Origin of the sequence: Bradyrhizobium huanghuaihaiense, assembly GCF_025200885.1 — a bacterium.
Lineage (GTDB): Bacteria > Pseudomonadota > Alphaproteobacteria > Rhizobiales > Xanthobacteraceae > Bradyrhizobium > Bradyrhizobium huanghuaihaiense.
The window spans coordinates 4,380,295-4,394,142 of the sequence record NZ_CP104172.1; the positions used below are offsets into that span (position 1 = coordinate 4,380,295).

The 13,848-nt window shown below is 64.5% G+C and carries 13 protein-coding genes; 8 read left to right on the forward strand and 5 right to left on the reverse strand.

Annotation, left to right across the window (positions count from 1 at the left end; genetic code table 11):
* Positions 1 to 133 precede the first annotated feature (133 nt).
* Positions 134 to 481, forward strand: a complete 348-nt coding sequence (locus N2603_RS20935; RefSeq protein ID WP_260390220.1) for a hypothetical protein — start codon at positions 134 to 136, stop codon at positions 479 to 481.
* Positions 482 to 514: 33 nt separating this feature from the next.
* Positions 515 to 1,804 (forward strand): S-methyl-5-thioribose kinase, encoded by a 1,290-nt coding sequence (gene mtnK / locus N2603_RS20940; protein ID WP_260390221.1) that lies wholly within the window; start codon positions 515 to 517, stop codon positions 1,802 to 1,804.
* Between the two features lie 144 nt (positions 1,805 to 1,948).
* Here mtnK and N2603_RS20945 read toward each other — a convergent pair whose 3' ends face one another.
* Positions 1,949 to 2,824, reverse strand: a complete 876-nt coding sequence (locus N2603_RS20945; protein WP_260390222.1) for a hypothetical protein — start codon at positions 2,822 to 2,824, stop codon at positions 1,949 to 1,951.
* 232 nt (positions 2,825 to 3,056) lie between these two features.
* Here N2603_RS20945 and N2603_RS20950 point away from each other — a divergent pair, with 232 nt between their 5' ends.
* From N2603_RS20950 to N2603_RS20970, 5 genes are read left to right on the forward strand one after another with little or no spacing between them, the layout of a single operon-like run.
* The gene (locus tag N2603_RS20950) at positions 3,057 to 4,646 is read left to right on the forward strand and encodes an ABC transporter substrate-binding protein (protein WP_425248998.1); all 1,590 of its coding nucleotides are present in this window, start codon (positions 3,057 to 3,059) and stop codon (positions 4,644 to 4,646) included.
* A gap of 54 nt (positions 4,647 to 4,700) precedes the next feature.
* The gene (locus N2603_RS20955) at positions 4,701 to 5,624 is read left to right on the forward strand and encodes an ABC transporter permease (protein WP_260390224.1); all 924 of its coding nucleotides are present in this window, start codon (positions 4,701 to 4,703) and stop codon (positions 5,622 to 5,624) included.
* Positions 5,621 to 6,442, forward strand: a complete 822-nt coding sequence (locus N2603_RS20960) for an ABC transporter permease (protein WP_018642354.1) — start codon at positions 5,621 to 5,623, stop codon at positions 6,440 to 6,442. The genes N2603_RS20955 and N2603_RS20960 overlap by 4 nt, the downstream gene beginning before the upstream one ends.
* The gene (locus tag N2603_RS20965; RefSeq protein WP_260423849.1) at positions 6,439 to 7,419 is read left to right on the forward strand and encodes an ABC transporter ATP-binding protein; all 981 of its coding nucleotides are present in this window, start codon (positions 6,439 to 6,441) and stop codon (positions 7,417 to 7,419) included. The genes N2603_RS20960 and N2603_RS20965 overlap by 4 nt, the downstream gene beginning before the upstream one ends.
* Positions 7,412 to 8,443: an ABC transporter ATP-binding protein gene (locus N2603_RS20970; RefSeq protein WP_260423850.1), complete on the forward strand. Its 1,032-nt coding sequence runs from the start codon at positions 7,412 to 7,414 to the stop codon at positions 8,441 to 8,443. The genes N2603_RS20965 and N2603_RS20970 overlap by 8 nt, the downstream gene beginning before the upstream one ends.
* A 325-nt stretch (positions 8,444 to 8,768) precedes the next feature.
* Here the strand turns inward: N2603_RS20970 and N2603_RS20975 are convergent, their stop codons facing one another.
* The 4 genes from N2603_RS20975 to N2603_RS20990 all read right to left on the reverse strand — a co-directional run bounded on the left by N2603_RS20975 (position 8,769) and on the right by N2603_RS20990 (position 12,910).
* Entirely contained in the window at positions 8,769 to 9,794 is a 1,026-nt protein-coding gene (locus N2603_RS20975) for an ABC transporter permease (RefSeq protein ID WP_260423851.1), read from the reverse strand.
* A gap of 11 nt (positions 9,795 to 9,805) precedes the next feature.
* On the reverse strand, positions 9,806 to 11,308 hold the full coding sequence (locus N2603_RS20980; RefSeq protein ID WP_260423852.1) for a sugar ABC transporter ATP-binding protein: 1,503 nt from the start codon (positions 11,306 to 11,308) through the stop codon (positions 9,806 to 9,808).
* 21 nt (positions 11,309 to 11,329) lie between these two features.
* A complete protein-coding gene (locus tag N2603_RS20985; RefSeq protein ID WP_260423853.1) occupies positions 11,330 to 12,352 on the reverse strand; it encodes a sugar ABC transporter substrate-binding protein in 1,023 nt (340 codons plus the stop codon).
* Between the two features lie 153 nt (positions 12,353 to 12,505).
* Positions 12,506 to 12,910 (reverse strand): globin, encoded by a 405-nt coding sequence (locus tag N2603_RS20990; protein ID WP_260423854.1) that lies wholly within the window; start codon positions 12,908 to 12,910, stop codon positions 12,506 to 12,508.
* 483 nt (positions 12,911 to 13,393) lie between these two features.
* Between N2603_RS20990 and N2603_RS20995 the strand changes: the two genes are divergently transcribed.
* Positions 13,394 to 13,768: a DUF2946 domain-containing protein gene (locus N2603_RS20995; RefSeq protein ID WP_260423855.1), complete on the forward strand. Its 375-nt coding sequence runs from the start codon at positions 13,394 to 13,396 to the stop codon at positions 13,766 to 13,768.
* Positions 13,769 to 13,848 lie beyond the last annotated feature (80 nt).

Sequence of the window (13,848 nt, forward strand, 5' to 3'; positions counted from 1 at the left end):
GGACGAAGGATATCGACCAAGCTTGTCATTGCGAGCGCAGCGAAGCAATCCAGAGTCTTACCGCCGAGGGATTCTGGATTGCTTCGCTGCGCTCGCAATGACGGCGGAGATAGTTCGTATATTGGGGGAACGAATGACTTTTCAGAGGATCGTCGTTGCGCTTCTGGTGCTGATCGTGGCCGGCCTTGGCGCCATCGGCTATTTCGAATGGAAGATCGCCGTCCAGGCCCGGACGCTGAGGGCGTTCGTCGAGGGCTATGTCTTCAACGAAGCGGTGATGGCCTGCGAGCAGGCCAAGAGCTCGACGCCGTTCAAGTGGAACGGCGGCAAGAGCACCTCGGTGATCGGGCTGAACTCGGTCAAGCCGGACAAATACAACGTCGTCGCCAGCTACACGCTGGTGGCGGACAGCGTCTATTGCGATTACGATCCGATCAAAAGAAAGGCCGAGATCGGCTCGAGCTTCCTGGAGCGGGAGTAACGATCCGGCCTGTATCTATGGGGTGGGATCGTCATGACCGGGGACCGGGCAGGGGATTATCGGATTCTGCATGAGGCGGCCTTGCGGGACTATCTCGCGGGCCTTCCGGACCTGAAGGCACTGCTCGGCGGCGATCCCGCGTCCTGGGCGATCACCGAGGTCGGCGACGGCAATCTCAACCTCGTCTTCATCGTCAAGGGCGCGCGGAGCGGCATCGCCGTGAAGCAGGCGCTGCCCTACGTCCGCCTCGTCGGGGAGAGCTGGCCGCTGCCGCTGTCGCGAGCCCATTACGAATTTTTGGCCTTGTCGCGGCAGGCCGAGCGTGCGCCCGGCCTCGTTCCGGCCTTGCTGCACCACAATGAGAAGTTGGCACTGACGGTGATGGAGCTGCACGAGCCCCACATCATCATGCGCAAGGGACTGGTCGCGGGAACGCGCTATCCGCGCTTCACGGACGACATCACCACCTTCATGGCGCGCACCCTGTTCTTCACCTCCGACCTCGCGCTCTCCGCCGCCGAGAAGAAGGAGGGCATTGCGGCGTTTGCCGGCAACCACGCGCTCTGCAAGATCACCGAAGACCTGATCTTCACCGACCCATACCGCATCGCCGAACAGAACCGCTGGACCTCGCCATATCTTGACGGCCTCGCGGCCGATTTGCGCGACGACCTGGAGCTGCATGTCGCGATCTCCCGGCTGAAGCTGAAATTCATGGCGAGCCCGGAGGCGCTGCTGCACGGCGATCTCCACACCGGCTCGATCATGGTGACGGACAGCCAGACGCGGGTGATCGACCCTGAATTTGCGTTCTACGGCCCGATGGGATTCGACGTCGGCGCGGTGCTGGCGAACCTGCTGATGGCCTATTTCGCCTCCGCCGGTCACGAGCGCGCGCCGGGCGAACGGGCCGCTTTCGAGGCCTGGGTGCTGGAGGCAGTCGAAAAGGTCTGGACCGGGTTCGCCGGCAAATTCCTCGACCTCTGGCGCGCCGGCGCGGCCGGTGACGCCTATCCGGCCTCGCTCTTTCCCGGTGAGAAGGGCGCCGCGCGGCTGGAGGCCGAGCGGCAGGCCTACATGCAGCGCCTGTTCACTGATGCGGTCGGCTTCGCCGCAGCCAAGATCATCCGCCGTATCTTCGGTCTCGCCCACAATATCGATTTCGAGCTGATCGAGGATCCCAGGCAGCGGGCGACCACCGAAGCCCGCGCCGTGCGGCTGGCGAGGGCGATGATGGTGGAGACGGCGGCATTTCGGACGATCACCGACGTGACAGGCGCCGCGCGAAAGCTGCGGGACTGGGTGCCGGAGCGAACGGGCTGACAGAGCTCTGTGGCAAGGAGCGTGCCGCCACACTCCGTCATTGCGAGCGCAGCGAAGCAATCCAGAGTCCCTCTCCGGAAAGACTCTGGATTGCTTCGTCGCAAGGGCTCCTCGCAATGACGAGGCGAGAGATCGTCGCGCGCCTCAATAAAGTCGCATCGGCAGCAGGGCACCGTCCGTGCCGGCCAGGAGACCCCAGGTCTCGTTGGCCGCGACCTCGAATTGCCGGCTCTCTGCCGCACGGCCGTCAACCTTGAGGGTGACCTTGTACCTGCCCGGCGGCAGATCGATCTTTTGGCTGTCCGGTATTTCGGCTGCGGCGGAGTCGGAGTCCGCCAGTTTCTCACCGGCGTGCGCCGGCAGCTTGATGGTCTGGTCGGCGACGGTGATGACCGCTTCCTCGTCCGACGTGTTGCCGACCATCAGCTTTGCCTGCCTCGGCCTCGGCGGGAGGCCGGCATCCGCGATACCCGGTCTGCGCAGCGAAAGTTCGGCGATTGTCCTGTCGTCCTGACGGGAAAGCCGGAGCAGGACCGGTCCACGGGGCGTCGTGAAAGTGATCACGGCCCGGTCCGGTTCGACCACGGTCTCGATCCAGCCACGCTTGCCGAGCTCGGCGCGATAGAAGCCGAGCACCGCCGCGAGATCGCGCGGGGTCTCGGCGTAGACCGACGTGATGAACGGCGAATTCTTCGCCGTAGCGATGCTCCAGCTCTCTGGCAGTGGCAGACCGGTGCCCTGGGAAACCCTGGCCTCGAAACCCGCACCTGCGCCGCGTGCGACCGCTCCGACGGCGATGCTGAGCAGTCGTTCGACGAAATTATCTGGAGTGTCATGGCCCCGGACCGCCCACCACGTTTCGTCAAGATAGTCGTTCACGCCTGTGGTGCGACTCCAGCCGAAGCAGATGCTGTCTGCCGAGCTCTCCCGGCCGAGGCTGGCCGCGACCGGGCTTGCCAGCACGGCCGTGGCGACGACCAGACTGCCGGCGAGCAGGGCACCTAGCGTTCGGCGATTCATTTTTTCCGCGATCCTTGGCGCTCAGATAACGATCCTGAGCTTGGTCGCCTCGATCACGAAAAATGTTCACCGGTCCCTGGATGACGCACCGCGTCAATCGGCTTGCCCCGCGGTCTCCGTCGAGGACTGCCTCAGGAACCGGCATCGATTGCCACCAAAACGAAGCTTGCTTTCGACAGGCGACGAATGATCAAATCTGTTGTCGGAACAAACCTGCGTTGTTGGGGGACTCATGATGTTCAGGGTGATTGCAATCGTCGCCGGCTTGGGGCTGGCGCTAGCCGGAACAGTGGAGGCCCAGACGCCACGCAAGGGCGGAACCGTCCGCATGACGGCGCCCTATGGCTCGAGCTTCACCAGCCTCGACATTCACACCACCCAGCGCGCCCAGGACGAGATCTACGCCAAGGGGCTGCACCGCTCGCTCTACATCTGGGATTCCGCGGAAGGCAAGCCGGTTCCGGAGCTTGCCAAGGAGGTCGTCGTCTCGGGCGGAGGTCTCGTTCACACCTTCAAGCTGCGCGACGACGCCTATTTCCACAATGGCCGCAAGATGACCGCCGACGACGTCATCTGGTCCTACAACCGCATCATGGACGGCACCAAGGCCTATCCCGGCGCGCGCTATGTCCGCGTGATCGAGGGCGCCGCCGCAGTGGAGAAGGGCCAGGCCAAGGACATCTCCGGCCTGAAGAAGATCGACGACTTCACCATCGAAATGAAGCTGACCGAGAAGGTCGATCCGGGCTTCTACTTCTTCACCGCGCTGACCTCGATCTATCCCGCCGACGAGGCCGCCAAGGAGAGCTTTATCCAGAAGCCGATCGGTCTCGGCCCCTTCAAGTTCGTCGAGCACGTGCCGGGATCGCGCATCGTGCTGGAGCGGTGGGACCGGTTCTACAAACCCGGCAAGCCCTACGCCGACAAGGTCATCGTCTCGGTCATGGGCGAGGCAGCGGCACGCGATGTCGCCTTCCGCAACAAGGAGATCGACACCTCGGTGCTGGGACCTGCGCAGTATGTCGCCTACCAGTCCGACGCCGCCCTCAAGGGCACCATCGTCGAGGTCGCCGAGGTCTTCACGCGCTACATGGGGATGAACCCCTCCTTCAAGCCGTTCGCCGACAAGCGCGTCCGGCAGGCGATCAACTATGCGATCGACACAGACCTGATCATCAACAAGCTGGTCAAGAACAAGGCCTATCGCGCCACCAGCTGGCTGCCGCTGACCTCGCCCCTCTACGACAAGACCATGAAGCCCTACGCCTATGATCCCGCCAAGGCCAAGCAGCTCCTCGCAGACGCGGGCTATCCCAACGGCTTCGAGTTCGAATGGACCACCAGCCAGAATGAGAGCTGGGGCCTGCCGATCGTCACGGCCGTGATCCCGATGCTGGACAAGGTCGGCATCAAGGCCAAGGTCAAGCAGGTCGAGACCGCGGTGCTGGCGGAGGTGGTTCGCAGCGGCGACTACCAGGCCTTCGTCTACTCCCAGCAGAGCGGCCCGGATCCCCAGGCGGCGCTGAAATGCTTCCACTCATCGACGCCGCAATCGGCCTGCAACTACATGAACTTCAAGAATGCCGATTTCGACAAGCTGGTCGATGAGGCCGGCCAGGCCGACGACCCCGCCAAGCGCGGCCAGCTTCTGCAAAAGGCCAATGCGCTGCTCTATGACGAGGCGCCGGTCTGGTTCTTCAACTACAACAAGGCGGTCATGGCGGTGCAGCCCTGGCTCAAGGGAGTTCAGTTGAACGCGACGGAGCTGACCCACCAGAACGTCGAAGACCTCTGGGTCGACGAGACCTCGCCCGCGAAGTGACACGCGCGCTCCCTCCGGCGCAACGGGCGATGGAGGGAGCCGGGAAAAGTTGAGATGCTCGCGTTCCTGATCCGTCGCCTCCTGCAGACCATTCCGACCGTGCTCGCCGTCGTGCTGCTCGTCTTCGTGCTGTTCAGCGTGGTTCCCGGCAGCATCGCCTCGACCATGAGCGACGACAGCGATCCGCAGGTCGAGCTGCGCATGAAGAAGCAGCTCGGCCTCGATCAGCCCGTCTATGTGCGTTTCGGCGCCTATGTCGCGAGGCTCGCGACCGGTGATCTCGGGGCCTCGTTCCGGACGCGCGAGCCGGTCACGACCATGATCGCCAAGCGGGCATGGCCGACCCTGCAGCTGATCTTCGCATCAATGGCGTTTGCGGTTCTGCTCGGCGTGCCGCTCGGCTTCATCGCGGCCTTGCGGCCGGGCAGCCTCGTCGACACCGTCTCGATGGTCCTGGCGGTGTCGGGCCTGTCATTGGCCAAGTTCTGGCTCGGACTGCTCCTGATGTACCTGTTCGCGCTCAAACTCGGCTGGCTGCCGAGCTTCGGCTACGGCGATGGCGGTCTCAAATATCTGATCCTGCCGGCCGTGACGCTCGGCGTCTCGCCGATGGCGCTGCTGGCGCGGACGACGCGCGCCGCGGTCCTCGAGATCATGACGGCCGATTTCGTTCGCACCGCGCGCTCGAAGGGCATGAGCGAGACCCGCGTCGTGAAGTGGCACGTGATGCGCAACGCGCTCGTCCTCATCCTCACCACCATGGGCCTCCAATTCGGCGCGCTGATGGGGCAGGCGGTCGTCGTCGAAAAGCTGTTCTCCTGGCCGGGCATCGGCTCACTGCTGGTCGACAGTGTCCTGCAGCGCGACATTCCCGCCGTCCAGGGCTCCATTCTCGTAGTGGTGCTGTTCTTTCTCGCGATCAATCTGCTGATCGACGTGCTCTACGGCGTGATCGATCCCAGGATCAGATACGCATGAAGCTCCGCGCCAATCTCGTCATCGGCGGGTCGTTGTTCGCGCTGGCGATCATCGTCGGCCTGCTCGCGCCCTGGCTGGCGCACACCGATCCCGTGATGGACGCCAATCTCATGAACGCAGAGGAGCCGCCGAGCTGGACCTGGTGGTTCGGCACCGACGGGCAGGGCCGGGACATCTATTCCCGCGTCCTCTACGGCGCGCGCGTTTCGCTGACGGTCGGCATCGTCTCCCAGCTCATCAACAGCGTCATCGGCGTCGCCCTGGGCCTGAGCGCCGGCTATTTTGGCGGCTGGTGGGACGATGTCGTCAACGCCCTGACCAATCTGATGCTCGCGATCCCCTCGCTGATCTTCGCGCTCGCCATCATGGCGGTGCTCGGACCGGGCCTCACCAGCCTGTTGATCGCACTCGGCTTGACCAACTGGTCCTTCACCTGCCGCCTCGCACGGGCCTCGGCGCTGTCGCTGCGGAACCAGGGCTATGTCCAGGCGGCAACCGTGCTCGGCTACGGCGATCTGCGCATCATGATCACACAGCTGTTGCCGAACATGCTCGGGCCGATCGTCGTCATCGGCACGCTGGGCATGGGCAGCGCGGTGCTGTCCGAAGCCGCGTTGTCGTTCCTCGGTCTCGGCGTCCGTCCGCCTTTTCCGAGCTGGGGCAGCATGCTCTCGGAGGCCCGCGACCAGATCACGACGGCGCCGTGGCTCTCGCTGTTTCCGGGCCTTGCCATCTTCCTGACGGTGCTTGGCCTCAACTTGCTCGGTGATGGCCTGCGCGACATCCTCGATCCCCACTCGCGGAGCCGGCGGACATGACGGGCGTGCCGCTGATCGAGGTCGAGGATCTCCGCATCGATCTCGATGATGGATCGAGGCGCGTTGCAGCGGCCGAGGGCATTTCGTTCCGCATCGACCGGGGCGAGACGTTCGGCCTTGTCGGCGAGTCCGGCTGCGGCAAGAGCATCACGGCGCTCGCCCTGATCGGGCTGCTGCGGCCGCCCTTGTCGATCGGCGGCGGCGTCATCAGGTTCGACGGGAAGGAGATCCAGCACCTTTCCGTCGCCGGGCAGCGGGAGCTGCGCGGCAACCGCATCGCCATGATCTTCCAGGAGCCGATGACGGCGCTGAACCCGGTCTCGCCGGTGGGCCGGCAGATCGCCGAGATGTTCGTGCTGCACAAGGGCAAGAGCTGGCGGGAGGCCAACCAGCTTGCGGTCGAGGCGCTGGCGAGCGTCCGCGTGCCCGCGCCGGAGCGGCGCGTGAACGACTATCCGCACCAGCTGTCCGGCGGCATGCGCCAGCGCGTCATGATCGCCATTGCGCTCGCGTGCGGTCCGGACCTCCTGATCGCGGACGAACCGACCACCGCGCTCGACGTCACCGTGCAGGCGGAGATCATCGAGCTGATGCGCAATCTCTGTGCCGAGCGGGGAACGGCGATCCTGATGATCAGCCATGATCTCGGCCTCGTCGCCAATGTCTGCCGCCGCGTCGCCGTGATGTATGCCGGCCGCATTGTCGAGGAGCGCGGCTCGGCCGACATCTTCAGCGCGCCCTCGCACCCCTATACCCAGGGCCTCGTCGCCTCGCTGCCGCGGCTGGGCAGTCGCGCCGCGCTTGGTCGTACCAGGCTCAAGGAAATCGCGGGCGTGGTCCCGGCGATCACGAGTTTTCCGGACGGCTGCCGGTTCAATCCGCGCTGCGCCCAGGCGACCGACATCTGCCGGACAGTTGCGCCGCAGACGGATGTCCTCGAGGCCGGCGGTTTCGTCAGGTGTTACCACCATGCATGAGCCGCAGCGGAAGCCAGACGACGATCTCATCCTCAGGGTCGAGGATCTCGCGGTTCATTTTCCTCTGGGAGGCGGCTTGTTCGGCCGCGAGCGTCGGCTGCTCCGTGCCGTCGACGGCGTCGATCTCAGCTTGAGGCGAGGGGAATGCCTCGGTCTTGTCGGCGAGTCCGGGTCGGGCAAGTCGACGGTCGCCTTGTCGATCCTTGGGCTGTTGAAGCCGACGCGCGGCCGTATCGTGGTGGACGGGCGGGAGGTCGCGACGGACAGCCAATCCGCCGATCGCAAGGCCCTGGCGCGCACCGTGCAGATCGTGTTCCAGGATCCCTACGCTTCGCTCAATCCACGCCAGACCGTTCGCCGTACGCTCGAGGATCCCCTGCGTGTGCATGGGGTGGCCGCGAAAAGCGAGATCGAGGACCGCGTCGCGACCATGCTCAAGCATGTGGGATTGCGCCCCGAACAGGCCGACCGCTACCCGCATGAATTCTCCGGCGGCCAGCGCCAGCGTATCGGCATAGCGCGCGCGCTGATCCTCAATCCCAGGATCGTCATCTGCGATGAGCCCGTCTCGGCGCTCGACGTCTCGATCCGTGCCCAGATCATCAACCTGCTGCTGGAGCTGAAGGACACGCTCGGACTGTCCTACATCATGATCAGCCACGACCTCGGCGTCGTCGAGCATATGAGCGACCGCGTCGCCGTGATGTATCTCGGCCGCATCGTGGAGAACGGCGACTGGCGCGAGATTTTCGAACGTCCCGCGCACCCCTATACGCAAGCCCTGATCGCCGCCATCCCCGATCCGCTGCGCCACGCACCGCTCGCGACGACAGGCGGCGACCTTCCCAATCCGCTCAATCCGCCGAACGGCTGCGCCTTCAGCCCGCGGTGTCGTTACGCGGAAGCGGTGTGTCGGAGCGAGCCGGGGCCGGTGCTGGAGACGCGTGCCGATGGGCATGCGGTGAGGTGCTGGCGGAGTGAGGAGATTGCTGCCGCGCGCTTCGCTCTATCACCGTCACCCTGAGGTGGCCGCTCCTTCAGCGGCCCTCGAAGGGCGACGGCCCGGCCAGCACCTCGGCCGTTCATCCTTCGAGGCTCCGCATGCGATGCATTCGCATCGTAGGCTACGCGCCTCAGGATGACGGGTCATTGTTCAACGATCTTGAGAAGAGCTGCCAGGGACGCGCCGATGCCGATCGCCATGATGACATCCTGCTCCTGTTTTGCCCGACGAGTCAAAATTTGGGTGCGGCCGCACTTACGCCATTACGCGTTTGGTAAGCCGCTGAGCTCCCTCTCAGTTTCTACTGTGCATGGGGTTGTTTTCGCACTTTTGTTTTGAGCGCCGCCTACTCCGCCGCTTTCTCTCTCAGTCGCTGCGCATAGACGTTGATGATCAGCGCCGCCAGCAGGATCAGGCCGCGGATCAGGATCTTCAGGAAGCTGTCGATGTTGACGTGGTCGAGGCCGTTATTCAGGACACCGAGAACAAAGAGCCCGACGATGGTGTTGCCGATGCCGCCGCGGCCGCCGAACAGGCTGGTGCCGCCGACGACGACGGCGGCGATGGAGTCGAGCAGGTAGGTGTCGAACTCGTTCTGCTGCGCGCTGCCGAAATGCGCGACGCCCAGCATGCCGCCGATGCCGGAGCAGACCGCCGAGATCACCATGACGGCGCCGAGGATCAGCTTGACGTTGAGGCCGGAATATTCGGCCGCCTCGCGGTTTCCCCCGACCATGTAGACGTAGCGGCCGAAGCGCGTGTAGGTCAGCACGAGGTGCCCGCCGAGCAGCATGATGGCGGCGACGATGACGATCCAGGGAATGCCCCCGATCGAGCCGGAGCCGAGCGTCGTGATCAGGCTCGGCACCTTGTAGGCGATCTGGCCGCGCACCAAGAGGGCCGAGATGCCGGCGGCGATCTGCATCATCGCCAGCGTCATGATGAAGGAGGGGATGCCGATCACGGTCAGCCCCAGCGCATTGACGAGGCCGAGCAGGGCGCAGAGCAGGATCGACAGGATGATCGCGACCGCGCCGGGCAGGGGGATGTTGGCGATGTTGACGTAGGACTCCTGCAGCGTGAAGTAGGCGACCGCGATGCCGGTGACGTTGGCGATGCTGGCGATCGAGAGGTCGATCTCGGCGCAGAGGATCACGAAGGTGAGGCCGACGGCGATGATGCCGGTGACCGACACCTGCGTCAGGATGTTGCCGAGATTGTCCAGCGTCGCGAAGGAGGGGCTGGCAAAGGCGAAGAAGGCGGACAGGCAGATCAGCGTCAGGAACGGCGCGATGTTGCGCATCTGCGAGCGCAGGAAGGGCGCGAGTCCTCGCGCCCGATGGGCTTCCGCAAAGGCCGTCTCGCTGCTCATGTGCTTCTCCGTCACGCCGCTTCCAGCAGGCGGTCCTTGCTGACCGGCTCGTTCGAGAATTCCCGCACCAATGCGCCGCGCTTGAGCACCAGGATGCGATCGGCCAGCGACAGCACCGTTTCCGGCTCGGTCGACAGCACGATGATCGCGAGCCCCCTGGCGCGGAGGTCGCGGACGATGTTGATGACGTCGTTCTTGGCGCCGACATCCATGCCGCGGGTCGGCTCGCACAGCACCAGCAGTTTTGGCGGATAGGTCAGCCATTTTGCCAGCGCGACCTTCTGCTGGTTGCCGCCGGAGAGCATGCCGAGATCGAGGCCGACCACGGGCGGCCGGATCTGCAACTGCTCGACCTGCCGTTTGGCGATGTCGCGTTCTTGCGCCGGCTTGAGCAGCAGGGACGAGATGCGGTCCAGAATGCTGATCGAGATGTTCTTGTAGACCGGCTCCTGGTGAAACAGCATGTCGCGCCGGCTCTCCGGCACCAGCGCCACGCCCGCGCGCCGGGCCGCTGCCGTGCTGGCGAAGGTCTTGGGCCTGCCCTCGACCACCAGCGTGCCGCCGTCCGGCTTCAGCTTGCCGAACAGGATGCGCGAGAGCTCCTGCTGGCCGCATCCCATGAAGCCGTAGATGCCGAGCACCTCGCCGGCGCGCGCCTCGAAGGAGACGTCCTTCAGGCTGCGCGCCAGCGAAAGCTGATCGGCCTTCAGCACAACCGTGCTGTCGCTCGGCTGCGGCAGCATCAGATCGTCGGTGTAGCTGTGCTCGAGCGCCTCGCCGCCGCGGCCGATCATGGCCTCGATCAGCGCGCCCTTGCTGGTCGCCGCGCTCGCGGTCTCCGCGACCTTCCGCCCGTTGCGGAACACGGTCACCGTGTCGGACACGAGCAGGATGTCCTCGATGAAATGCGAGATGAAGACGATGGCGGTGCCTTCCTCGCGCAGCCGCCGGAGCGTTGCGAACAGGCGCTCGACCTCGGGCGGGGAGAGGGCGGAGGTCGGCTCGTCCAGGATGACGATGCGTGCGCCGGAGAACAGGACGCGCGCGATCTCGATCAGCTGCTGGAGCCCGATCGGGAGATCGCCGAGCCTCGTCATCGGATCGACGTCGATGCCGAAGCGGGCGAGCTGCTCGCCGGCCTCGCGCGCCATCCGCCGCCATTGCACGAGGCCGAGGGCGTTGGTCGGCTGGTTGCCGAGGAAGACGTTCTCGGCGACCGTGAGATCGGGGGCGACAGAGAGCTCCTGATGCACCATGGCGATGCCGGCCGCATGCGCATCGCGGGTCGAACGGAAATGCGTCTCCTTGCCGTCGATCAGGAAACGGCCGGAGAATTCGGTGTGCACGCCGGCGATGATCTTCATCAGCGTGCTTTTTCCCGCACCGTTCTCGCCGACGAGACCGTGGATCTCGCCGGGGAGAAGCGCGAAGTCGACACCACGAAGCGCTTCGACGCCGCCGAAGCTCTTCGTGATGCCCTGCAGTTCCAGGATGGGCGAACGCACCTCAGGCATGAAGGATCAGATCTTGGAGGCTCAGATCAGGAAGTGATCCTGCATCCACTGCATCCCGGCGGCGTTGGCCTTGGTCACGACCGGCCCGTCGGTGACGACGTTCTTGGGAATGCCCTGTCCGCTCTTCTCGCCGCCGACCACGGCCGAGACGCCCGCGATGATGGCGCCGCCATGGATGCGGCAGGACGGATTGCGCACGGTCGCGAACATGCGGCCTTCGCTGACCGCCTGGATCGCCGGCGGCATGGCGTCGACGCCGCCGATCAGGATGTTGGTACGGCCGCGCGCCTTCATGATGTTGGCCGCCGCGAGCGCCATGTCGTCATTGTGGAAGAACGCCGCGTCGATCTGGGGATACTTCGTCAGGTAGGTTTCCCAGAGGCGGGCGGTCTTCGACACGTCCCAGTCGGCCGGCTGGGTGTCGAGCACCTCGATGTTGGGGAATTGCTTGACGACCGAGTTGAAGCCCTTGGCTCGTCCTTGCGCGCCGGTATGTCCGAGCGCACCTTGCGTCATGATGATCTTGCCCTTGCCGCCCATGGCGTTGCACAGCGCCTGCGTCACCGAGGCGCCCATGAACTCGTTGTCGGGGGCGAGGAAGGAGTGGACGTTGATCTGATCGAGCGGCGCGATCAGCGTGTCCATGTCGATCACGGGCGTGCCGGCGTCGATCATCTTCTGCACCGGCTGGGTGAGGGTGCCGATGCCGAACGCCTGGATCGCGACGAAGTCCCATTTCTGCGAGGCCATGTTGTCGATCGCGGCGCGCTGCTTCACCGCATCGAGCTGGCCGTCGAACCAGGTGACCTCGACGTTGAACAGCTTGCCCCAGAATTCCGCCGCCTGCTTGCCTTGCGCGCACCAGGTGGCCTGAAGGCCGGCATTGGAGAATGCCGCCTTCAGCGGCTTCTCGCTGCGCCCGACTTCGGCGGCCAGTGCTGGATTTATGCCCATGCTGCCGAAGAGGGCAGCCCCGGCGCCGGCGGTCGCGGCCGCCTGAAGAAGATCGCGCCTCGTCGTCGAGAAATCTTTCGTCCCGGACATCGCTCGCTCCCATATCTTTTGTCGTCGGCGCGTCATTGCCTGCGCGACCGATGTCTTAAAGTCTCTCACAAGAGTTGTTGGCACTCAATCTGCAATCAATCGCGAGATCGCCGCAGCGTCGCCGCTGCCCGCGCGTTGGTGCAGCGCAAAGCGTCAGGCTGGAATGCCGGCGTATGTGTCGATCTCGACCAGCAATGCGTCCCAGGCCAGTGCCATATCCGGCGTCCATTCATCGCCGAGCAGGTCGCGCAGCGTATCCCTGACGATGGCGAAGAAGGCGATGAACAGCTCGCGCGACGTGCCATAGGCATCGTGCGATGCGACCTCACAGGCGATCAGCCGGAAATGCCCGCGGCGCTCGCCCGCGAAGTCGAGAATCGCCTCGATCGTCAGCGCCAGCATCGATCCCTTCACGAGCTCGCTGCCTTGCGTCCGGAACATTGTTCGCGTTTCCGGATGTGCTTCGAACATCCTCTGGTAGACGAGCGGCGTGAGATCAGCGCAGCGCTGTGCCGCGATCTCAAAACTCTGTTCGATCAAATTGGGAGAAGCATTCATCGGCTTTTTAGCCATGCGGGCAAAAAAAGAGCGGGGCCCTGGCCCCGCTCAAAAATTGTGTCGACCCTATTATCCCCGATCTTAAGATTTAATCTTGATTGACGGGGCGACGCTGCATTTTGCGCGCCAGGGGCTCCTCCCGAGACTTGGACCACCAGGCCTCGACCTCGCGGTCAGCGCCTGAGCAAGAGGATGCTAGATCAACTTTTCTCACTTGTCATCATTTTCGGCAACGATTGTTCAAAATAAGAGCAGCTGACGAAATGTTCGGGCTTTTGGCCATCTAAGCATATGACAAATATAAGAAATCTGTGGATGGGCGGGGATGGTTGGGCTGCCTCAAATGCCGGACCCCGCCCGCCGGCAGGGGGATCCGATCACAGATTTGGGGAAATTTGCGCTGGCCCAAGCCGGCGGCGGAACTGACCTCGACTCGGGTGCCGGGGCGGTGTTTAGTTAGCGCACGAACGAATGGTTCGGTGGATGCCCGCACGGCTGCAAAAATTCCTACCTCTGGTCCTGCTAGCTTTGGCGATGCAGGTGCTGGCGCCGATTGCCGCCTGTCTCGCGGCGGGCCAGGCCGTTGCCGATCCGCTGTCTGCCGCTGTCATCTGCCATAGCGCGAGCGACCAGGGCGGCCTCAACGATCGGACCGGCTCGCCGACTGCGCATGGCGCTGCGTGCGCACTCTGTTGTCTGGCGCAGGCAAACGCGTCGCTCGATTCGCCGCCGCAGCTGGCGCTCGCCACTCCGTTCCGCCACGCCGAACGCGTGGTGTGGCGCGCGGCGGATGCGTCTGCCGTTGTCGCCCACAAGGGCTCAAGCGCCCAGGCGCGCGCGCCTCCTCGAATTTCCTGACGACCCTCGTAATCGCCGCGGCTCGACCGCTGGCGATTGATGCTGTCGAACAGCCGGGAAGAAAACCGGCATCAGGAATA

Bases quoted from the DNA above. Each gene is read 5' to 3' on its own strand.
- N2603_RS20970 (WP_260423850.1), top strand. From the start codon at position 7,412: ATGCATGAGCCGCAGCGGAAGCCAGACGACGATCTCATCCTCAGGGTC.
- N2603_RS20935 (WP_260390220.1), top strand. From the start codon at position 134: ATGACTTTTCAGAGGATCGTCGTTGCGCTTCTGGTGCTGATCGTGGCC.
- N2603_RS20985 (WP_260423853.1), bottom strand. From the start codon at position 12,352: ATGTCCGGGACGAAAGATTTCTCGACGACGAGGCGCGATCTTCTTCAG.
- N2603_RS20945 (WP_260390222.1), bottom strand. From the start codon at position 2,824: ATGAATCGCCGAACGCTAGGTGCCCTGCTCGCCGGCAGTCTGGTCGTC.
- N2603_RS20960 (WP_018642354.1), top strand. From the start codon at position 5,621: ATGAAGCTCCGCGCCAATCTCGTCATCGGCGGGTCGTTGTTCGCGCTG.
- N2603_RS20965 (WP_260423849.1), top strand. From the start codon at position 6,439: ATGACGGGCGTGCCGCTGATCGAGGTCGAGGATCTCCGCATCGATCTC.
- N2603_RS20980 (WP_260423852.1), bottom strand. From the start codon at position 11,308: ATGCCTGAGGTGCGTTCGCCCATCCTGGAACTGCAGGGCATCACGAAG.
- N2603_RS20955 (WP_260390224.1), top strand. From the start codon at position 4,701: ATGCTCGCGTTCCTGATCCGTCGCCTCCTGCAGACCATTCCGACCGTG.
- N2603_RS20975 (WP_260423851.1), bottom strand. From the start codon at position 9,794: ATGAGCAGCGAGACGGCCTTTGCGGAAGCCCATCGGGCGCGAGGACTC.
- N2603_RS20950 (WP_425248998.1), top strand. From the start codon at position 3,057: ATGATGTTCAGGGTGATTGCAATCGTCGCCGGCTTGGGGCTGGCGCTA.
- N2603_RS20990 (WP_260423854.1), bottom strand. From the start codon at position 12,910: ATGAATGCTTCTCCCAATTTGATCGAACAGAGTTTTGAGATCGCGGCA.
- N2603_RS20995 (WP_260423855.1), top strand. From the start codon at position 13,394: ATGCCCGCACGGCTGCAAAAATTCCTACCTCTGGTCCTGCTAGCTTTG.
- mtnK (WP_260390221.1), top strand. From the start codon at position 515: ATGACCGGGGACCGGGCAGGGGATTATCGGATTCTGCATGAGGCGGCC.